The sequence below is a fragment of the Pseudomonas sp. R5-89-07 genome (assembly GCF_003851685.1).
Taxonomy (GTDB): Bacteria; Pseudomonadota; Gammaproteobacteria; order Pseudomonadales; family Pseudomonadaceae; genus Aquipseudomonas.
Window position 1 is genome coordinate 5532876 of the sequence record NZ_CP027727.1, and the last position, 19713, is coordinate 5552588.

The 19713-nt window shown below is 61.5% G+C and carries 16 protein-coding genes and 1 riboswitch; of the genes, 10 read left to right on the top strand and 6 right to left on the bottom strand.

All coding sequences use genetic code 11. The features are described 5' to 3' along the window. Window positions 1-115: 115 nt before the first annotated feature. On the bottom strand, window positions 116-2113 hold the full coding sequence (tkt, locus tag C4J94_RS25390; protein ID WP_124388551.1) for a transketolase: 1998 nt from the start codon (window positions 2111-2113) through the stop codon (window positions 116-118). 258 nt (window positions 2114-2371) lie between these two features. Between tkt and C4J94_RS25395 the strand changes: the two genes are divergently transcribed. The 4 genes from C4J94_RS25395 to C4J94_RS25410 all read left to right on the top strand — a co-directional run bounded on the left by C4J94_RS25395 (window position 2372) and on the right by C4J94_RS25410 (window position 6959). Next, window positions 2372-3367, top strand: coding sequence for a metalloregulator ArsR/SmtB family transcription factor (locus C4J94_RS25395; RefSeq protein ID WP_124388552.1), 996 nt, complete (start codon window positions 2372-2374; stop codon window positions 3365-3367). 19 nt (window positions 3368-3386) lie between these two features. Further along, on the top strand, window positions 3387-4577 hold the full coding sequence (gene metK, locus C4J94_RS25400) for a methionine adenosyltransferase (protein ID WP_124388553.1): 1191 nt from the start codon (window positions 3387-3389) through the stop codon (window positions 4575-4577). A 286-nt stretch (window positions 4578-4863) separates the two neighbouring features. After that, a complete protein-coding gene (ligB, locus tag C4J94_RS25405; RefSeq protein ID WP_124388554.1) occupies window positions 4864-6525 on the top strand; it encodes an NAD-dependent DNA ligase LigB in 1662 nt (553 codons plus the stop codon). Window positions 6526-6563: 38 nt separating this feature from the next. Continuing rightward, window positions 6564-6959: a DUF1090 domain-containing protein gene (locus tag C4J94_RS25410; protein WP_124388555.1), complete on the top strand. Its 396-nt coding sequence runs from the start codon at window positions 6564-6566 to the stop codon at window positions 6957-6959. Window positions 6960-6965: 6 nt separating this feature from the next. On the opposite strand, the gene C4J94_RS25415 is transcribed toward C4J94_RS25410, so the two are convergent. Continuing rightward, window positions 6966-7415 (bottom strand): cytochrome c, encoded by a 450-nt coding sequence (locus C4J94_RS25415; protein ID WP_124388556.1) that lies wholly within the window; start codon window positions 7413-7415, stop codon window positions 6966-6968. A gap of 128 nt (window positions 7416-7543) precedes the next feature. Here C4J94_RS25415 and C4J94_RS25420 point away from each other — a divergent pair, with 128 nt between their 5' ends. Beyond that, window positions 7544-8737, top strand: coding sequence for a murein transglycosylase A (locus C4J94_RS25420; protein WP_124388557.1), 1194 nt, complete (start codon window positions 7544-7546; stop codon window positions 8735-8737). Window positions 8738-8801: 64 nt separating this feature from the next. Here C4J94_RS25420 and C4J94_RS25425 read toward each other — a convergent pair whose 3' ends face one another. The 4 genes from C4J94_RS25425 to C4J94_RS25440 all read right to left on the bottom strand — a co-directional run bounded on the left by C4J94_RS25425 (window position 8802) and on the right by C4J94_RS25440 (window position 12763). After that, a complete protein-coding gene (locus C4J94_RS25425; protein ID WP_124388558.1) occupies window positions 8802-9188 on the bottom strand; it encodes an MAPEG family protein in 387 nt (128 codons plus the stop codon). A 179-nt stretch (window positions 9189-9367) separates the two neighbouring features. Then, entirely contained in the window at window positions 9368-10255 is an 888-nt protein-coding gene (locus C4J94_RS25430) for a formate/nitrite transporter family protein (RefSeq protein WP_124388559.1), read from the bottom strand. Window positions 10256-10326: 71 nt separating this feature from the next. Beyond that, on the bottom strand, window positions 10327-12261 hold the full coding sequence (locus C4J94_RS25435) for a patatin-like phospholipase family protein (RefSeq protein WP_124388560.1): 1935 nt from the start codon (window positions 12259-12261) through the stop codon (window positions 10327-10329). A 97-nt stretch (window positions 12262-12358) separates the two neighbouring features. Then, the gene (locus C4J94_RS25440; protein ID WP_057702153.1) at window positions 12359-12763 is read right to left on the bottom strand and encodes an acyl-CoA thioesterase; all 405 of its coding nucleotides are present in this window, start codon (window positions 12761-12763) and stop codon (window positions 12359-12361) included. A 198-nt stretch (window positions 12764-12961) separates the two neighbouring features. Further along, a riboswitch (S-adenosyl-L-homocysteine riboswitch) is annotated at window positions 12962-13067 on the top strand. Window positions 13068-13088: 21 nt separating this feature from the next. On the opposite strand from C4J94_RS25440, the gene ahcY reads away from it, so the two are divergent. The 5 genes from ahcY (at window position 13089) to C4J94_RS25465 (ending at window position 19702) form a co-directional block, all read left to right on the top strand. Further along, on the top strand, window positions 13089-14498 hold the full coding sequence (gene ahcY, locus C4J94_RS25445) for an adenosylhomocysteinase (protein ID WP_124388561.1): 1410 nt from the start codon (window positions 13089-13091) through the stop codon (window positions 14496-14498). Between the two features lie 191 nt (window positions 14499-14689). Then, window positions 14690-15535: a methylenetetrahydrofolate reductase [NAD(P)H] gene (gene metF, locus C4J94_RS25450; RefSeq protein WP_124388562.1), complete on the top strand. Its 846-nt coding sequence runs from the start codon at window positions 14690-14692 to the stop codon at window positions 15533-15535. A 105-nt stretch (window positions 15536-15640) separates the two neighbouring features. Beyond that, window positions 15641-16723: a hypothetical protein gene (locus C4J94_RS25455; RefSeq protein ID WP_124388563.1), complete on the top strand. Its 1083-nt coding sequence runs from the start codon at window positions 15641-15643 to the stop codon at window positions 16721-16723. Between the two features lie 63 nt (window positions 16724-16786). Then, entirely contained in the window at window positions 16787-17590 is an 804-nt protein-coding gene (locus C4J94_RS25460; RefSeq protein WP_124388564.1) for an ABC transporter substrate-binding protein, read from the top strand. A 222-nt stretch (window positions 17591-17812) separates the two neighbouring features. After that, the gene (locus C4J94_RS25465) at window positions 17813-19702 is read left to right on the top strand and encodes a DEAD/DEAH box helicase (RefSeq protein ID WP_124388565.1); all 1890 of its coding nucleotides are present in this window, start codon (window positions 17813-17815) and stop codon (window positions 19700-19702) included. Window positions 19703-19713: the final 11 nt, after the last annotated feature.

Below are 19713 nucleotides of genomic sequence, written 5' to 3' on the forward strand. Positions count from 1 at the left end.
CGGTGTTGGATGCTCTGACGCCATCGCGGGCAAGCCCGCTCCTACATTAGACCGCAATCCAAATGTGGGAGCGGGCTTGCCCGCGATAGCGCCAGTACAGCCAACGCAGACTGACTTAGTCTTCCAGCAGCTCTTCAGCCTGGCCCAAAATGTTTTCCAGGGTGAAACCAAACTCTTCGAACAAGGCTGGCGCCGGCGCCGACTCACCGTAGGTGGTCATGCCGATCACGCGGCCTTCCAGGCCCACGTACTTGTACCAGTAGTCGGCGTGGGCCGCTTCGATGGCGATACGCGCGCTGACCTGCAACGGCAATACCGATTGCTTGTAGCCGGCATCCTGGGCTTCGAACACGCTGGTGCACGGCATGGACACAACGCGCACGTTGCGGCCTTGCTCGGTCAGCTTTTCGTAGGCCTGAACGGTCAGGCCCACTTCGGAACCGGTGGAGATCAGGATCAGCTCCGGCTCGCCGATGCAGTCCTTGAGCACGTAGCCGCCACGGCTGATGTCGGCGATCTGCGCGTCGGTGCGCACCTGGTGCTGCAGGTTCTGACGCGAGAAGATCAGCGCCGAAGGGCCGTCCTTGCGCTCGATGGCGTGCTTCCAGGCCACGGCGGATTCCACCGCGTCGGCAGGGCGCCAGCAATCCAGGTTCGGCGTGGTGCGCAGGCTGGTCAGTTGCTCGACCGGCTGGTGCGTCGGGCCGTCTTCGCCCAGGCCGATGGAGTCGTGGGTGTAGACGTGGATCACGCGCTTCTTCATCAGCGCCGCCATGCGTACTGCGTTACGCGCATATTCCATGAACATCAGGAAGGTCGCGCCGTAAGGCACCAGGCCGCCGTGCAGGGACACGCCGTTCATGATGGCGCTCATGCCGAACTCGCGCACGCCGTAGTACATGTAGTTGCCGCTGGCGTCTTCCGCCGACACGCCTTTGCAGCCTTTCCACAGGGTCAGGTTGGAACCGGCCAGGTCAGCCGAACCGCCGAGGAACTCAGGCAGCAATGGGCCGAAGGCGTTCAGGGTGTTCTGGCTGGCTTTACGGCTGGCGATGGTCTCGCCCTTGGCCGCGACTTCGGCGATGTAGGCCGAGGCTTTTTCCGAGAAATCGGCAGGCAGGTCACCGGCCAGACGACGCACCAGTTCGTTGGCAAGCTCAGGGAATTCGGCGGAGTAGGCAGCGAAGCGCTGGTCCCACTCGGACTCGACAGCCAGGCCTTTTTCCTTGGCATCCCACTCGGCGTAGATGTCAGCCGGGATTTCGAACGGGCCGTGGTTCCACTTCAGCGCTTCGCGGGTCAGGGCGATTTCCGCGTCACCCAGTGGGGCGCCGTGGCAGTCTTCCTTGCCTTGCTTGTTCGGCGAGCCGAAGCCGATGGTGGTCTTGCAGCAGATCAGGGTCGGCTGTGCGCTCTTGCGCGCGGTGTCGATGGCGATCTTGATCTCTTCCGGATCGTGGCCGTCGACGTTGCGGATCACCTGCCAGTTGTAGGCTTCGAAACGCTTGGGGGTGTCATCGGTGAACCAGCCTTCGACTTCGCCGTCGATGGAGATGCCGTTGTCATCGTAGAAGGCAATCAGCTTGCCCAGGCCCAGGGTGCCGGCCAGGGAGGCGACTTCGTGGGAAATGCCTTCCATCATGCAGCCGTCGCCCAGGAAGACGTAGGTGTGGTGGTCGACGATGTCGTGGCCAGGGCGGTTGAACTGCGCGCCCAGGACTTTTTCAGCCAGCGCGAAGCCAACGGCGTTGGCCAGGCCTTGGCCCAGGGGACCGGTGGTGGTCTCGACGCCTGGGGTGTAGCCGAATTCCGGGTGGCCCGGGGTGCGGCTGTGCAGTTGGCGGAAGCTCTTGAGGTCATCGATGGTGACGTCGTAGCCGGTCAGGTGCAGCAGCGAATAGATCAGCATCGAGCCGTGGCCGTTGGACAGCACGAAGCGGTCACGGTCGGCGAACGACGGGTTGCTCGGGTTGTGCTTCAGGTAATCACGCCAAAGTACCTCGGCGATATCCGCCATGCCCATCGGGGCACCGGGATGGCCGCTGTTGGCTTTTTGCACGGCATCCATGCTGAGGGCACGAATGGCGTTGGCACGCTCACGACGGCTGGGCATCGCTGATCTCCTGGGGGCTTGAATAAAGAAACGGAAAAAAGGACCGGCATTTTCCCTCAGCCACCGCCTGCGGGCAATCACAGATAGTCACTTGCGCGGTTTTTCCTGCGGTTTGCCCGCCAATCCCTTGCGGAATCTGCACGCGGGTTCGTCTAAAGGTTATAGCGGCTGCTTATAACTGCCACTTATCGATCAATATCAAAACTTTTTGATATTGGCCTTGCGGCGATTACCACCCGTCACTAGACTGCTGGCCTTATGAACCTACCCGTGCCCTCACTACGTCCTGACGATGGCGATGAACTGGCAGCCCTTTGCAAGGCTGCGGGTGATCCGTTGCGCCTGAATGTATTGCGCGCACTGGCCAATGACTCCTTCGGCGTACTGGAACTGGCGCAGATCTTCGCCATCGGCCAGTCCGGCATGAGCCATCATTTGAAGGTGCTGGCCCAGGCCGACCTGGTGGCAACCCGCCGCGAAGGCAATGCGATTTTTTACCGTCGCGCCCTGCCCCACACCGAGTTGCTCGGCGGCAAATTGCACGCCGCCCTGCTCGAAGAAGTGGACAGCCTGGACCTGCCAAGCGAGGTGCAGTCGCGCGTGAGCCAGGTCCACGGGCAACGCGCCGCCGCCAGCCAGGATTTTTTCGCACGGGTTGCCGAGAAATTTCGTGCCCAGCAAGACCTGATCGCCAGCCTGCCCCAGTACCGCGAAAGCGTGCTGGCGCTATTGGACAAGCTGAGCTTCAGTCATGAGGCCACGGCCCTGGAAGTCGGCCCTGGCGACGGTGGTTTCCTGCCGGACCTGGCGCGGCGCTTCGGCCAGGTCACAGCCCTGGACAACAGCCCGGCGATGCTCGAACTGGCGCGCCAGCTGTGCGAGCGCGAAGCCTTGGGCAACGTGCGCCTGCAACTGGCCGACGCCCTGAGTGACACCAGCCTGCAGGCCGATTGCGTGGTGCTGAACATGGTCTTGCACCATTTTGCCGCCCCCGCCGACGCGCTCAAGCAAATGGCCGGGTTGCTGCACCCCGGCGGTAGCCTGCTGGTGACGGATTTATGCAGCCACAACCAGAATTGGGCCAAGGAGGCCTGCGGTGATCTCTGGTTGGGTTTTGAACAGGACGATCTGGCCCGTTGGGCCACCGCTGCGGGACTCGTTCCCGGGGAAAGCCTCTATGTAGGTTTACGTAATGGTTTCCAGATCCAGGTCCGCCATTTTCAGCGACCGGCTGGCGACACTCACCATCGGTAAATATCAGGAAAACATCGAGATGAGCGAATACTCCCTTTTCACCTCCGAGTCCGTGTCTGAAGGGCATCCGGACAAAATCGCCGACCAGATTTCCGACGCGGTGCTGGACGCCATCATTGCTGAAGACAAGTTCGCCCGTGTGGCGTGCGAGACTCTGGTGAAAACGGGCGTGGCGATCATCGCCGGCGAAGTCACCACCACTGCCTGGGTCGACCTGGAGCAGATCGTGCGTGACGTGATCACCGACATCGGCTACACCAGCTCCGACGTCGGCTTCGACGGCGCGACCTGCGGCGTGATGAACATCATCGGCAAGCAGTCCCCCGACATCAACCAGGGTGTCGACCGCGCCAAGCCTGAAGATCAGGGCGCTGGCGACCAAGGCCTGATGTTCGGCTACGCCAGCAACGAAACCGACGTGCTGATGCCCGCGCCGATCACCTTCTCTCACCAGTTGGTACAGCGCCAGGCCGAAGCACGTAAATCCGGCCTGCTGCCGTGGCTGCGCCCGGACGCCAAGTCCCAGGTCACCTGCCGCTACGAAGGCGGCAAGGTGGTGGGTATCGACGCCGTTGTGCTGTCGACCCAGCACAACCCGGATGTTTCCTACAAAGACCTGCGCGAAGGCGTGATGGAGCTGATCGTCAAGCACGTGCTGCCTGCCGAACTGCTGAGCAAGGACACCCAGTTCCACATCAACCCGACCGGCCAGTTCATCATTGGTGGCCCGGTGGGCGACTGCGGCCTGACCGGTCGCAAGATCATCGTCGACAGCTACGGCGGCATGGCCCGTCACGGCGGTGGCGCGTTCTCCGGCAAGGACCCATCCAAGGTTGACCGTTCTGCCGCCTACGCCGGTCGTTACGTGGCCAAGAACATCGTCGCCGCCGGCCTGGCCGAGCGTTGCGAGATCCAGGTGTCCTACGCCATTGGCGTGGCCCAGCCGACGTCGATCTCGCTGAATACCTTCGGTACCGGCAAGATCAGCGATGACAAGATCGTCAAGCTGGTGCGTGAGATCTTCGACCTGCGCCCTTACGCGATCACCACCATGCTCGACCTGCTGCACCCGATGTATCAGGAAACCGCAGCCTACGGCCACTTCGGTCGTACCCCTGCGCAGAAGACGGTCGGCAACGACACCTTCACCACCTTCACCTGGGAAAAAACCGACCGCGCCAACGACCTGCGTATCGCTGCCGGTCTGTAATCGCTCCTGGTTTGACAAGCCTCGTCGGGTTCGCTCGGCGGGGCTTTTTTACGCCTTGAATTCAGGCCAACAAAAGCTGCAACAAAATCGCTGAAACTCATGCCGGAATCGACACAGGCTAGTAAACACAAGGGTCAACGGCTGAAAAACACCACGCGATGAAAGCGTTGGGCAGTCAATTCAAGCAAGCAGAAACACCCAGTAAAAAGCCCCGCGGAGTCGAGGCTTTTTACTGGCTGTTCGGATCACTTAGGCTGAGCCCCCCTTCCGAGCAAGGATGCTCACGATGCGCTTGTTAATGGTTCTTCTGATCGGCTTTCTACCCTGCTGGGTCTGGGCCGAAGACTGTCCGGACGATGCTCGAATGCAAATCGACACCTTGGCCAGGCAGGTCAGCCAGTGGGATGACATCTACCACCGACAGGGCCGGTCCTCCATCGACGATGAACTTTACGACCAGGCGCGCCGACGCCTGGCTCGTTGGCGCACCTGTACACCCCAACCCACACCCAAACCTGAAAACCCGCTGGCAAGCTCACGCGGCACACTTCGCCACCCGGTCGCGCATACCGGCCTGGAGAAGCTGCTGGATGCGTCCGAAGTAGGTGACTGGCTCAGCACCCGCCAGGACGTCTGGATTCAACCCAAGGTCGACGGGGTCGCCGTGACCCTGGTGTATCGCCAAGGCCAGTTACATCAAGTCATCAGCCGCGGCGACGGCCTGCTCGGCCACGATTGGTCTGCGTCCGCGCGCAAAATCCCCGGTATCGTCCAGCAACTGCCGGAGCCTGTCGATGCAGTGCTGCAAGGCGAGCTCTACTGGCGCCTCGACGGCCACGTACAGTCTGGAAACGGCGGGCTCAACGCACGCAGCAAAGTGGCCGGTTTGATGAACCGACGGCAATTGAGCGACACCGAGGCCGCTGGGATCGGGCTGTTCGTCTGGGCGTGGCCCGAAGGCCCGGCGAGCTTCACCGAACGTCTGGCCGTCCTGGCGCGGTGGGGCTTCACCGACAGCCAGCGCTATAGCCAGCCCATCGACAGCCTCAGCGACGCCACGCATTGGCGCACCCATTGGTACAACCATCCGCTGCCGTTCGCCAGCGATGGCGTGGTGCTGCACCAGGCTGCACGCGCACCCGCCAGACGTTGGCAAGCCAGCGCACCTTACTGGGCGATAGCCTGGAAATATCCGGCTACCAAAGCGCTGGCACTGGTGCGCAAAGTGCAGTTCAGGATCGGGCGCACCGGGCGCATCACACCGATCCTCGAACTCGAACCCGTGCGGCTGGATGACCGGCAAATCAGCCGGGTCAGCGCCGGCTCGCTGAAGAACTGGCAGCGCCTGGATATCCGTCCCGGCGATCAGGTGTCCATCAGCCTTGCCGGCCAGATCATTCCCCGGCTCGACGAGGTGATCCTGCGCAACGAGACCCGCGCGGAGGTGCCCGTACCCGACTCTCGAGACTTTCACGCCTTGAGCTGCTGGCAACTGGACCCTGGCTGCGAGGAGCAACTGCTCTCGCGCCTCACCTGGCTGAGCAGTAACCAGGGCCTGGCTTTGCCACATATGGGCAGAGAAACCTGGAACGTATTGATCCAGGCCGGTCTAATCGCAGGCTTTCTCGATTGGTTAACCCTGGATGCGGCAGAGCTTGCTAACATTGATGGCTTCGGTGAACGCACCCGTGCGCGGGTGCTCGACAGTATTCAAAGCGCCCGGAAACGCCCTTTTGCACAATGGCTGAAAGCGCTGGGGGTGCCGCCCGCGGCGCGCAACAACCTGGAGGGTGACTGGCACACGCTGGTCGCCAAAGACACCCAAGCCTGGCTGGCCTCTGACGGCATCGGCCCGGGACGCGCGGCGCAACTGAGCGCCTTTTTCCGCGACCCGCAGGTACAGGCATTGGCTGAAACACTACGTGGCGCCGGCATAGACGGTTTTTGAACCGGCCCCACCCTCTGATTACTACTTGGGAGCCTTATATGAAATTGCTTGCCCCTCTTGCCTTGCTGACTGTCGCAAGTTTCATGGCCACGCCGCTGCTGGCGGCCGACGAGGCAGCACAGCTGACAGGCTGCGCCGCCAAGCGCCAGGCCATCAGCACCCAGATCGAACAGGCCAAGGCCCATGGCAACAGCGCCCAACAGGCCGGCCTGGAAAAAGCCCTGAGCGAAGTCACTGCCAACTGCACTGAGGCATCGCTGAAGAAAGAGCGCGAAAACAAGGTGCTGGACGCCAAGCACGAAGTCAGCCGCCGCCAGGCCGACCTCGACAAGGCCATGAAAAAAGGCGATGCGGACAAGATCAACAAGCGCAAGGACAAGCTCGCCGAATCGCGCAAAGAGCTGCAGGATGCGGTGGAAGAACTCGACCAGTAAAACCGGTCAGTGGTCCCGAAACTGCTTATGGCAAGCGCTGCAAGCGTCTTCGACTTTCTGCACTGCGGGTTGAAGGCTGCTGGCCTTATAGGGTTGGACCTGGCTGGCGATCACCAATTCACCGGTGGCCGCCTCCAGGTCGCGGGCCATTTGCAGAAATTGCGCCTGCTTTTGCCACACCTCATCCCGGGCACTGGTGTGGTCGTCTTCCCGCACGCTCGGGAAGTGCTGCCAAGGCTGATGGGACAACGCGTCCAGCTTGACCGCGCCGTCGGCGAACCGGGCGCCGTCGAAAGGGATGCGCCCGCGCAGCATGCCGCCCAGGCCTTCGCTGGTCTGGAGCATTTGCTTGAAGATCGCCTTGCGCTGGCCCAGGGGGGAGTTGGGGTCCACACCGCCGCAGGCGGACAAGGCCAGGCAGGCCAGCGCTACAACCGTCATATGTTTAAAAGTCATGGTGGCTCAGGGTCACGGAAAACGGTGGTCAGTATCCCCGCCTCGTCCGCAAAGACCAATAGCCCTATTAATAATAAGGGTTGCCCGAGCGCGTTTAGGCACGGGCAATCGCTTCAGGAATTACGTGCATGAATGTCAATGGGAAACCCTGGAGCCGCCTGGCGTGGGCTCTGCCGATGATCGCGCTGCTGGCCGGTTGCGACCTGGGCAAAGACGCTGGCAAAGAGACTGCCAAAGAAGAACCCGCCAAACCCCATGCCGTCGCCACCTACGTGAGCGCTCCATGGGAAGCGTTGCCGGCCGTTTCCGACAGCGACTTGCTGGCGGGTTTCGAATCCTGGCGCAGTGCCTGTCAGCGCCTCAAGGCCGACCCGATCTGGGGCGCGACCTGCGCTGCCGCAGCCAGCGTACCGGGCGATGCCGTGGCGGTGCGCGGGTTTCTTAAGGAGCGCCTGGATGTGTTCGGCCTGCGTTCAGCCGACAACACTCCGAATGGCCTGATTACCGGCTACTACGAGCCGGTCTACCCTGGCAGCCTGACCAAGACCGCCACCGCCCATGTGCCGGTGTACGGCGTGCCGGATGATCTGATTATCGTCAACCTGGAAGCCATCTATCCGGAACTCAAGGGCAAGCGCCTGCGCGGCCGCCTGGAGGGCCGTGTGCTCAAGCCGTATGACGATGCCAGCACCATCAACGGCCAGGGCTCGACCGCCAAACCGATCGCCTGGCTGACCGACCCGATGGACCTGCAGTTCCTGCAGATCCAGGGCTCCGGGCGCATTCAACTGGCCGGTGGGCGGCAACTGCGCGTGGGTTATGGCGACCAGAACGGCTATCCCTACCGCCCTATCGGCCGCTGGCTGGTGGAGCAAGGCGAGTTGAAAAAAGAAGAGGTGAGCATGGGCGCCATCAGCGCCTGGGCCAAGGCCCATCCGCAGCGCATTCCGGAACTGTTGGCGAGCAACCCCAGCTATGTGTTCTTCAGCGCTCGCCCCGACAGTAATGAAGGGCCGCGCGGCTCGCTGAACGTGCCATTGACCGCGGGCTACAGTGTGGCCGTGGACCGCAAGGTGATTCCGCTGGGGAGTTTGTTGTGGCTGTCGACCACCAAGCCTGACGGTTCAGCAATTACCAGACCCGTCGCAGCCCAGGACACCGGGGGCGCAATCACCGGCGAAGTGCGGGCAGACTTGTTCTGGGGCACGGGCACTGCAGCAGGCGAGTTGGCCGGGAACATGAAGCAACAGGGGCAGATCTGGATGCTCTGGCCCAAGGGTGCGGCGTTGCCGCAAGTGCCGGATGCACCCAGCGGAACCTGACAGACACTGAAGACCAAATATGGGAGGGGGCAAGCCCCCTCCCACAAGGGTTCTGCTTCAAGCTTCAGATCGAGACGAAGAAGAAGCTCGCAATCAGCGCCATTCCCACGGCCCAAACCAGCGAACGCAGCAGCGCCCAGTCCGCCAGGTAGCAAATGATGTAGAGCAGGCGGCTGGTGATGAACAGCACTGCCAGCACGTTGATCGTCACCAGCTCGGCCGTACCGGCGAGGTGAGCGATGATTACCGCCGCCGCGAAGGCCGGGGTGACTTCAAAGCCGTTGAGTTGCGCATTATGGGCACGCTTGGAGACGCCTTCGACCGTTTCCAGGAATGCGCGCGGATCGTGGTTATGCCTTGGCCCGAACTTGCCTTCGCTGAACTTGGCCACACCGGTACACAGGTACGGCAGAAAGATTGCGATCAACACACACCAGAAAGCTACGGTCATCAGTCATTTCCCTTTTTAGTTTTATCAAGGCAGTCAGAGCGCAATCACCTATGAGCCGTGTTCGGCCGAAAGGTTCTTTCATGCGATTGCACCTGTTTATACCAAACAGCGTCTCGACGCACGCTGTGCACCCGCACTTTCCAGGCCCGAGGGCCTGGAACGCAGCCTGTTGCCGAGCCTCACTGATTCTTTTCCACCTGCTGCGGATGCCTCGGATCCGCAGCCTTCTTGCCCGGCAAGCTGCCCTCACTGCGAATCTGCGCATGGCTGATCAACGCAAAGATGAAACTGCCACCGATGATATTGCCGGCCAGGGTCGGGCCGGCAAATACCAGCCAGAAGTCATGCCAGGACAGTTCGCCGGCAAACACCAGGTATGACACTTCCGCCGAACCCACCACGATGTGAGTGAAATCGCCCAGGGCCATGAGGTAGGTGATCAGGATAATGATCCACATCTTGGCGCTTTCCATCGACGGGATCATCCACACCATGGTGGCGATCATCCAGCCGGAGACGATGCCTTTGGCGAACATCTGACCGGCGTCGTTTTCCATGATCTTGCGCCCGATGTCGAGGAAGGCCATGTCGGTCTTGGTGTCGAAGATCGGCAGGTGCAGCATCACGTAGGCCACCAGCAAGGTGCCACAGAGGTTGCCCACGAGCACCACCGTCCAGAGCCGCAACAGGCGTCCGGCATTGGACAGGGTCGGTTTGCTCATCACCGGCAACACGGCGGTGAGGGTGTTTTCAGTAAACAGTTGCTGGCGCGCCAGGATCACCGCCAGGAAACCCGCGCAATAACCAAAGCTGGCAATGACCTTGAACGCTTCGCCGTCCGGCAAGCGCGAGTTGAGCAGCCCCATGGCCATCAGAGACAAGCCCATGGTCAACCCGGCGGCCAGGGCCGACCACCACAGCGCCGCGACGCTGCGCTCCAGCTCCTGATCGCCCTGGGTACGGATGATTTCATGCAGCACCGCCGCGCGGGGCGGTTGGTTCTTGTCTACGTCCTTTTGCTCTTCGTGCGACAGGTTGGGGGTTTTGCCTGTTTCGTCGGTGGCCATGATTATCCGGAGTCCAAGGGGGGCGTGTAGCTACGACACGCCGCCACAGTGGCTGTTCAGTGGCCAGGCAACTAAACCTGCATCTTCCAGGCCTTGGCCATCTCCACCGTGGTTGAGCTGGCCGCCTCGTCCCAGGGTTTGTTACGCGCCTTATAGTTGTCGCGCAGGGCATCGAGCACCTGGTTGAACTGGGTGGGCGTGGTCGCCCAGGCCAGATCCTGAGCGGCACGGTGTAACAGTTCGACGTTAGACGTGGGCTGGCCAGGCCGAAACAACGAGGGGTAGATCACCTCCCGTGTGAAGTTTTCCGCTCTCACTGCAATATCACGCACGTTCATTTCGGCGACAGCGCCGCCGATGACTCTGGACATCGGCGATGCACCGCCCGCGATCTGCCTGGCCGCCACTTGCAGCAACTGCTGAAAATTGCGCTGGGTTGCTTCATTGAGGCGCCTGCCCAACCAGTCGATTTGCTCAGGGCGTTGCGCAAGGGCGTCCAGGTTGCGCAACGCGGATGAAATTTTCGGCGTGAACGCCAGCGAGTCCTGTGCCTGATTCGCCTCGCTGATCGCCTCATCCAAGGCTTGCAACGCCTGCTGCGCGCTGTTTCTGAACGCCAGCACATACGCGGCGGCGGGGTCGGTTTGCAGCGCCGGCTTCAGGCTGGCGAGCAGTTGGTCATCCATGGCCAGCACGGCGTCATGCAGTGACTGAAACGAATGGTGCTCAAGTGCCGTGGAGCGACGCTCCAAGTGCGCTTGCACTGCTTGACGCGCCTTGGCCTGCAAGTGTTGCTTGTGATCATCCTGCATCGTGAAGTTGACGGTCCCGCTGAGCAACCCACGAAAATCGCCTTTTTCGGTCTTCAGCGGCAGTGTCACGATTTGATCGGCAAAGGCTTCGAGCTTTTTATCCTGAAGAGCTTCAGCGGCGGAATGTGCAACGCCGGTGATGCGGTCAGCCACGCTGCTGAGAAAGCTGCCACTTCGCACCGGTGTATCCGTGGTGTAGGACTCAAGCTTGACGATCAATGCTTCAGGCTTGTTCAAGGGGCTCTCAGCAAATGACCTCTGCACCACACCGGGCGCCGGGGTATTGAGCAACAAGCCACCATCCTTGAACGCGGTGGTTTCAGCCGACACTTGAAAGCCATGACCTTGCTCCACCGGGCTTTTGAATACCACCGGCAACGAACCTGAAATTTGCGCCGCCCGCGCAATGTCCATTTGCGGGGTCAAGCTGGCATTGAACATCACCAACTGCGGGCGGTGAGCAAACATACCGGTTCCGGTGATGCTCAGTTGCTTGATCGCGGGGATATACCGGTGCAACACCTCAAGATCGCCGAACGTCGGGGCACCGCCGGCATTCAGCTTGTCGGCAATCTTCATGACCTCGGCGGGCCGAGGTTCTCGAGGGCTTTGCGCGATATGCGCAAGAATTGACCGGCGCGACTCGTTGCGGATCAGTTCCTCAAGAGGAAAAGCTTCAGTTTGCAGGCGCGGCAGCAAGGTCATTAACAGCTGAGAAACATGGCCGAGGGAGCCGGGTAAATGACCGATGAGCTTGCCAACGGTCGTACTAGCGTCTTGCATCCAAGCAGTCAAGGCATCCCTGCTATTGAGTAGGCTAGGCAGATCGATGCCGTCCGACAACTTGTCGAACGCTGCGGCCCCCATGCCGCTGGCAATCAATGCCGCCGAAATCGCCCCCGCGGATGACCCACACGCCAACTGGATGTCTTGCAGCTTTCCGGCGTCCTCAAGGGCCTGCACCACCCCCGCAAAAGCGATGCCTTTGGCCCCTCCGCCGCTGAGCACCAGGCTCGTGGCGGGCGGCGCCGATAGGATCACCTCCACCCGCCCCAGCTCATCGCGTAAAAGCGTCACATTGCGCTCACCCACCCCCTCTACCAAGGGCGTCTTCGCGCTGGTCGCGGACGAAGACTCAACTTCTTTAAATTTCAACGGGTGCTGAATCTGGGCGATCGAGTTAAACACTTTCATACACTGGCTCTCCATAGGGTGTGAGCCTGAGTGATGAAAGCGCCTTGCGACGATCCATGCGGAATGATTTGGTAAACCAAATCACACCACGACGTTGTTACTCGGAAAGACTGTCGTCCTGGAACTGATCCTTCACGTACTTGATTTCGGTACGACCATGAGGCGCCGGCAGGCCATCTTCGCCGAGGTTGACGAAGACCATTTTCTCTACGGTCAGGATGCTTTTGCGGGTGATCTTATTGCGCACTTCGCAGGTCAGGGTGATGGAGGTGCGGCCGAACTCGGTGGCGGTGATGCCCAGCTCGATGATGTCGCCCTGACGCGAGGCGCTGACAAAGTTGATTTCGGAGATGTACTTGGTCACCACGCGCTGGTTGCCCAACTGGACGATCGCATAGATCGCCGCCTCTTCATCGATCCAGCGCAGCAGGCTGCCACCGAACAGGGTGCCGTTGGGGTTGAGGTCTTCGGGTTTTACCCATTTGCGGGTGTGGAAGTTCATGATCACTCCAAAGCATGTTGCCCAATGATGGGCAATATCATGGCAGAGCATGGGCCCAAGCTCTATGAGCCATTGACTATCGCACCCATGAGCGATCTTCATGCCGCCGACAGAAAGGCTTGGGAAGTGCCGCATACACGGCTATAATCGCCTCCGCTTCAAAACGGTCATCTTCAGTTGATACCGTTCTCCCGCCACCTGTCCGAGGGGCGCTGCAGCAGGTTCAACCTGTCAGGCTCGGATGGGGCGTTGTCCGGCCCGGAACACCGGCCTGATACTAAACGCACAACGGCGCCCATTCGCACACTACGAATGGAGGCTCTTCATGAGCGCTGTAATCACGCCTGCAGAATTCAACGACTACAAAGTCGCCGACATGTCCCTCGCTGCCTGGGGCCGTCGCGAAACCTTTATCGCCGAATCCGAAATGCCAGCCCTGATGGGCCTGCGTCGCAAGTACTCCGCTGAGCAGCCGCTCAAGGGTGCGAAGATTCTGGGCTGCATTCACATGACCATCCAGACTGCCGTGCTGATCGAAACCCTGGTTGCCCTGGGTGCCGAAGTGCGCTGGTCGTCCTGCAACATTTTCTCGACTCAAGACCAGGCCGCTGCCGCTATCGCCGCCGCCGGTATCCCGGTGTTCGCCTGGAAAGGCGAAACCGAAGCAGAGTACGAGTGGTGCCTGGAGCAAACCATCCTCAAGGATGGCGCGCCATGGGACGCCAACATGATCCTCGACGACGGCGGCGACCTGACCGAGCTGCTGCACAAGAAATACCCGCAGATCCTCGACCGCGTCCACGGCGTGACCGAAGAAACCACCACGGGTGTACACCGTCTGTTGGACATGCTGGCCAAGGGCGAGCTGAAAATCCCGGCCATCAACGTCAATGACTCGGTGACCAAGAGCAAGAACGACAACAAGTACGGCTGCCGTCACAGCCTGAACGATGCCATCAAGCGCGGCACCGACCACCTGCTGTCGGGCAAGCAAGCCCTGGTGATCGGCTACGGCGACGTGGGCAAGGGCTCGTCCCAGTCCCTGCGTCAGGAAGGCATGATCGTCAAGGTCTCCGAAGTTGACCCGATCTGCGCCATGCAAGCCTGCATGGACGGTTTCGAAGTGGTTTCGCCGTTCATCGACGGCATCAACGACGGCACCGAAGCGAGCATCGACAAGGCCCTGCTGGGCAAGATCGACCTGATCGTCACCACCACCGGTAACGTGAACGTCTGCGATGCGAACATGCTCAAGGCGCTGAAGAAACGCGCAGTGGTGTGCAACATCGGTCACTTCGATAACGAAATCGACACGGCTTTCATGCGCAAGAACTGGGCATGGGAAGAAGTGAAGCCACAGGTTCACAAGGTACACCGCACCGGCGCAGGCACTTTCGACCCGCAGAACGACGATTACCTGATCCTGCTGGCCGAAGGCCGCCTGGTGAACCTGGGTAACGCGACCGGCCACCCAAGCCGCATCATGGACGGCTCGTTCGCCAACCAGGTACTGGCGCAGATCTTCCTGTTCCAACAGAAGTACGCCGACCTGTCGCCTGCCCAGAAAGCCGAGCGCCTGACCGTGGAAGTACTGCCGAAGAAACTCGACGAAGAAGTGGCCCTGGAAATGGTCCGCGGCTTTGGCGGCGTGGTAACCCAACTGACCAAGACCCAGGCCGACTACATCGGCGTGACGGTTGAAGGTCCGTTCAAGCCGCACGCTTACCGCTACTGATATGCCTGCTGCCCGCTCCCCCTGCGGGGAGCGGGCTTTAATGTGGGAGGGGGCTTGCCCCCGATGCGGTGGGTCAGTCGATATTTTACTAACTGACACTCCGCCATCGGGGGCAAGTCGAATCGTCGCACCGCCCCTCCCACATTGACGGTGTACACATTCCGGAATTCCGAGTTTCCAAGGGTATTACCATGTCCCAAGACCGTCGCTACAGCTTCGAGTTCTTCCCGACCAAGACCGATGCTGGGCATGAAAAACTGATGGCCACTGCCAAACAGTTGGCCGGCTATCAGCCCGACTTCTTTTCCTGCACCTACGGCGCCGGCGGTTCGACCCGTGACCGTACGATCAACACCGTGCTGCAGCTCGAAAGTGAAGTCAAAGTTCCCGCCGCTCCGCACTTGTCGTGCGTGGGCGATAGCAAGGCCGACCTGCGCGGCCTGCTGACCCAATACAAGGCCGCCGGCATCAAACGCATCGTCGCCCTGCGTGGTGACCTGCCATCCGGCATGGGCATGGCCAGCGGTGAGCTGCGCTATGCCAACGACCTGGTGAGCTTCATTCGCGAAGAAAGCGGCGATCACTTCCATATCGAAGTGGCCGCTTACCCGGAGATGCACCCCCAGGCGCGCAATTTCGAAGACGATCTCAAGAATTTCGTGCGCAAGGCCAACGCCGGCGCCGACAGCGCGATCACCCAGTACTTCTTCAACGCCGACAGCTACTTCTACTTCGTCGAGCGGGTACGTGCCATGGGTGTGAACATCCCGATCGTGCCGGGCATCATGCCGATCACCAACTACAGCAAGCTGGCGCGCTTCTCCGACGCCTGCGGTGCCGAGATCCCACGCTGGGTGCGCAAGCAACTGGAAGCCTATGGCGATGACGTCAAAAGCATCCAGGCGTTCGGCGAGCAGGTCATCACCGAGATGTGTGAACAATTGTTGCAAGGTGGTGCACCAGGGCTGCACTTCTATACCCTGAACCAGGCTGAACCCAGCCTTGCCATCTGGAACAACCTCAAGCTGCCACGCTAAGGCTTGTCCGGTTGTGCCAAGGCCCTCGTTCACGAGGGCCTTGGTCGTTTTACGTTTGCCGTTTTACGTGCCTATTTTTACTACCTGAGGGGAACCCCGCAGTCCATGAATACAGTGTCTTCCACTTCCCGTCCGCAGCTGGTCTACCTCGTCTTCGGCGCCGAGACCTACCATCAGGAAGCGGTATTCAGCATCGCCAGTGCATTGGCTTTCCTGCAAGACACTCCCGATGCGGCCGTGGACATCCAGGTATTCAGCGACAACCCCGAACCCTATCGCCTGCTGCCGGTACGTGTGCGCCCGCTGGACGAGGCCACCCGCAAACGCTGGAGCGAGCCCCACGGTTACCACTTTCGCACCAAGCACGTGGTGCTGCGCCAGGTGCTGCAAGAGTCGCCGGTAGCGCTGCTGATCGACACCGACACGTTTTTCCACCGCTCGCCCATGACCCTCTTCGAGCGCGTGCAGCCAGGCACCCTGCTGTGCAACGCCTTCTACACCAAGTATGGCGACAACCACGAAAGCATCCTCTACACCGCCCTGCGCCAGCGCCTGCTGGACATGGGCGTGGCCGACGATGACATGATGACCCTCAACTCCGGCGTGATGGGCCTGACCCAGCAGGACGCGCACATCCTCGACCGTTCGATCGAGTTGATGGATGAACTGTTTCCCCATGCCCAGGGCGCCTACACCCTGGAAGAGTTCTGCCTGTCCATCGCCGCCTACCGTACCGTCAACGTGCGCGAGTGCCCGGACCTGATCCACCATTACTGGAGTCGCAAGCAGCTGTTCCGGGCCAAGGTCAAGGCCTGGATCGCCAAGCACGCCGCCGCGCCCACCAGTGCGCTGGCCCTGGCCGACACGCGCCAGGTCTCGGCCCACCTGCCGCGCCCGCCGCGCTTGCAGCGCATGATGTACAAGCTGATTACCCTGCTGCTGCCCAAGCATCAGCAGCAGTTCATCCGCGAAATCCTCTACGGCTGCTATGAACACGAAAACGAGTTCGACCAGGCCTGTGGCCCGGTGTGGTGGGACAAGGCCCGACAAAACCAGGAGGAACGCCAGAAACGCCCGATTGACGAACACCAGCTCGAACACTGGTTCGCCAACCCGGTGGTGCGTCTGATTCTCGGCGAGCGGCGAGCCGCGATCCACGCCCACCTGATGGACGCGCCAGTAAAATAGCCCCCGTCGCCAAAGCGCGCGCCAGAGCTTCTCTTTATCCCGGGAGCGTCGTAACCTCAGGGAATGCCTGTCACTTTCAAGTTATTGATCGCTACGCTTTTCACTTGCCTGAGCCTGGCCGCTTATGGCGAGAAATTGCGCATTGTCACCGAACCCTGGGCGCCCTATGTCTACGATGACAACGGCAGCATGCGTGGCCTGGACTACGAAACCACGGTGACCGTATTCCAGCGCCTCGGTGTGGAGGTGCAATGGCAGTTCCTGCCCTGGAAGCGTTGCCTGGCCATGCTTGACCAAGGTCACGCCGACGGCGCCCTGGACATTTTCCACAGCCAGGAGCGCGATGCCCTGCTGCTCTACCCTAGCGAACCCTTGTCGGCGGTCGAGTTCGTGCTGTTCTACGCCAACGACCGCCCGCACCCCGCCGAAACCCTCGACGATCTGCGCGGCCTGACCGTGGGCACTTCACCCGGTTACCTGTATGGCGCAGCTTTCAGCGCATCCAGCGCTTTCGCGCGCGAACCCGCCCCCAGCCATGAGGCCAACTTCGGCAAGCTCATGCTCGGGCGCGTTGATATGGTGGTCACTGACCGTCGGGTGGGGCAGCACGTGATCAAGGAATTGGGCCTTGAGGGCAAGGTCAGCCAGGCGCCGTTGGTGGTCAGCCATCAGCAGCAGTTTCTCGCCGTGCGACGTGGCGCGGGCATGGACCTGCTGGTGCAGCGCTTTGCCGCCGAGCTCAAACGCTTCAAGCAAGAGCCGGCCTATGCCGCCTTGAGCGCCAAATACGGCGGCATCCAGGCGCAAACGGGCCCTGTCAGCGCCTCCGGATACACCGTTGAGCAGCAGGAAAGCAGCGCGCAGTGATTGCTCTGTTATACTCCGGCCTTTCCGCCAGGCTTACGCCCGGCCGCTGAGGTCTTGAAAAAGGCACCCAACCCCGCTACAGCGCAGCTTTGCAGCCCGCGCGAGCCGGTGGAGTGCCCGCCAGACGCAGCAGGACCGGACGGGATTACGCTCCCCTAAGCGCCATTCACGCCCGGCAAGATTATCCCTTTGGGCCAAGCCCTAACTAAAACAGGATTACTCATGTCCTTTGCTTCCCTCGGTCTCTCCGAGGCTTTAGTCCGCGCCATCGAGGCAGCGGGCTATACCGAGCCTACTCCGGTGCAACAGCGGGCCATTCCCGCCGTGTTGCAAGGCCGCGACCTGATGGTTGCGGCGCAGACAGGTACCGGTAAAACCGGTGGTTTCGCCCTCCCGATTCTGGAGCGGTTGTTCCCCAACGGTCACCCGGACAAATCCCAACGTCACGGCCCGCGCCAACCGCGCGTACTGGTCCTGACCCCCACCCGCGAACTCGCAGCCCAAGTGCACGACAGCTTCAAGCTGTATGCCCGCGACCTGAAGTTCGTCAGCGCCTGCATCTTCGGCGGCGTCGGCATGAACCCTCAGGTTCAGGCCATGTCCCGCGGTGTCGACGTGCTGGTGGCGTGCCCGGGTCGTTTGCTCGACCTGTGCGGCCAGGGCAGCGTCGATCTGTCCCACGTGGAAATCCTCGTGCTGGACGAAGCCGACCGCATGCTCGACATGGGCTTTGTCCATGACGTGAAAAAGGTCCTCGCCCGCCTGCCGGCCAAACGTCAGAACCTGCTGTTCTCGGCCACGTTCTCCCAGGACATCACTGCCCTGGCTGGCAAGCTGCTGCACAACCCTGAGCGCATCGAAGTCACGCCGCCCAACACCACGGTCGAGCGTATCGAGCAACGCGTATTCCGCCTGCCCGCCAGCCACAAGCGCTCGCTGCTGGCGCACCTGATCACCCACGGTGCCTGGGAACAAGTACTGGTGTTCACTCGCACCAAGCATGGCGCCAACCGCCTGGCCGAATACCTGGACAAGCACGGCCTCACCGCCGTCGCCATCCACGGTAACAAGAGCCAGAACGCGCGCACCAAAGCCCTGGCCGACTTCAAGGCCGGCACTGTGCGCATCCTGGTCGCCACCGATATCGCCGCACGCGGTCTGGATATCGATCAATTGCCGCACGTGGTCAACTTCGAGCTGCCGAACGTCGACGAAGACTACGTGCACCGTATCGGCCGTACTGGCCGTGCCGGTCGTTCGGGCGAGGCCATTTCCCTGGTCGCACCGGACGAAGAAAAACTGCTGAAAAGCATCGAGCGCATGACCAAGCAGAAAATCGCCGACGGCGACCTGATGGGCTTCGACTCAAGCACCGTGGAGGCCGAAAAGCCTGAAGCGCGCGAGCGCCCGGATGTGCGTAACCCACGCAACCCACGCGGTCCGAAGGGCGATGGCCCGAACGGCGGCGGTGGTGGCGGTGGCCGTCGCGACAAGGGCAAGGACAAGGGCAAGGAAAAATCCGCCACCAGCAGCCGTGGCGAACGCCCGGCCCGTGAGCAGAAGCCCCGTGAAGGCACCCCAGCCCGCGAACAGCGCCAGCCGAGCCAGCCGCCACGCGCCACAGCCGACCGCGCTCCGGACGAATTCCTCGACGACGATGTGGATAACTTCGGTAACCGCGTCGACTACGTGCCTCAGGCCAAGCCGGCCCAGGGCCGTGGTCGTCGTCCGGGTGCCCCTGCACAGGGCGCTGGCGCCGCTGCCCCACGTGGCGGTCAGCCACAGGGCGCACGTCAGAACGGCCCGCGCAACAGCAGCGGCGGCACCACTGGTACGCCGCCAGCCAAGCGCAACGGCCCACGCAGCGGTGCACCGCGTGACGGCCAGGCCCGTCGCGAAGACTCGCGCAGCAACAACCGCCGCCCGGCCCGTGACGAGCAACCACGTTCGTCCGAGCCAGCGGTGCAAAACCCGCGCGGTGGTCCGGCGCCGAAGATCATCCACAAGGAGTCGAAAGCCGATCGCTTCCCGACACCCGAGCAGTTGGATCAACTGCCTGGCCGTCCTCGTGGCGAGAAGCCAGCGCTGCTGACCCGCAACCGCGAGGCATAAAAAAAAAACCC

Excerpts from the sequence above, each read along its gene's own strand:
- tkt (WP_124388551.1), bottom strand. The coding sequence starts at position 2,113 with ATGCCCAGCCGTCGTGAGCGTGCCAACGCCATTCGTGCCCTCAGCATG.
- C4J94_RS25395 (WP_124388552.1), top strand. The coding sequence starts at position 2,372 with ATGAACCTACCCGTGCCCTCACTACGTCCTGACGATGGCGATGAACTG.
- metK (WP_124388553.1), top strand. The coding sequence starts at position 3,387 with ATGAGCGAATACTCCCTTTTCACCTCCGAGTCCGTGTCTGAAGGGCAT.
- ligB (WP_124388554.1), top strand. The coding sequence starts at position 4,864 with ATGCGCTTGTTAATGGTTCTTCTGATCGGCTTTCTACCCTGCTGGGTC.
- C4J94_RS25410 (WP_124388555.1), top strand. The coding sequence starts at position 6,564 with ATGAAATTGCTTGCCCCTCTTGCCTTGCTGACTGTCGCAAGTTTCATG.
- C4J94_RS25415 (WP_124388556.1), bottom strand. The coding sequence starts at position 7,415 with ATGACTTTTAAACATATGACGGTTGTAGCGCTGGCCTGCCTGGCCTTG.
- C4J94_RS25420 (WP_124388557.1), top strand. The coding sequence starts at position 7,544 with ATGAATGTCAATGGGAAACCCTGGAGCCGCCTGGCGTGGGCTCTGCCG.
- C4J94_RS25425 (WP_124388558.1), bottom strand. The coding sequence starts at position 9,188 with ATGACCGTAGCTTTCTGGTGTGTGTTGATCGCAATCTTTCTGCCGTAC.
- C4J94_RS25430 (WP_124388559.1), bottom strand. The coding sequence starts at position 10,255 with ATGGCCACCGACGAAACAGGCAAAACCCCCAACCTGTCGCACGAAGAG.
- C4J94_RS25435 (WP_124388560.1), bottom strand. The coding sequence starts at position 12,261 with ATGAAAGTGTTTAACTCGATCGCCCAGATTCAGCACCCGTTGAAATTT.
- C4J94_RS25440 (WP_057702153.1), bottom strand. The coding sequence starts at position 12,763 with ATGAACTTCCACACCCGCAAATGGGTAAAACCCGAAGACCTCAACCCC.
- ahcY (WP_124388561.1), top strand. The coding sequence starts at position 13,089 with ATGAGCGCTGTAATCACGCCTGCAGAATTCAACGACTACAAAGTCGCC.
- metF (WP_124388562.1), top strand. The coding sequence starts at position 14,690 with ATGTCCCAAGACCGTCGCTACAGCTTCGAGTTCTTCCCGACCAAGACC.
- C4J94_RS25455 (WP_124388563.1), top strand. The coding sequence starts at position 15,641 with ATGAATACAGTGTCTTCCACTTCCCGTCCGCAGCTGGTCTACCTCGTC.
- C4J94_RS25460 (WP_124388564.1), top strand. The coding sequence starts at position 16,787 with ATGCCTGTCACTTTCAAGTTATTGATCGCTACGCTTTTCACTTGCCTG.
- C4J94_RS25465 (WP_124388565.1), top strand. The coding sequence starts at position 17,813 with ATGTCCTTTGCTTCCCTCGGTCTCTCCGAGGCTTTAGTCCGCGCCATC.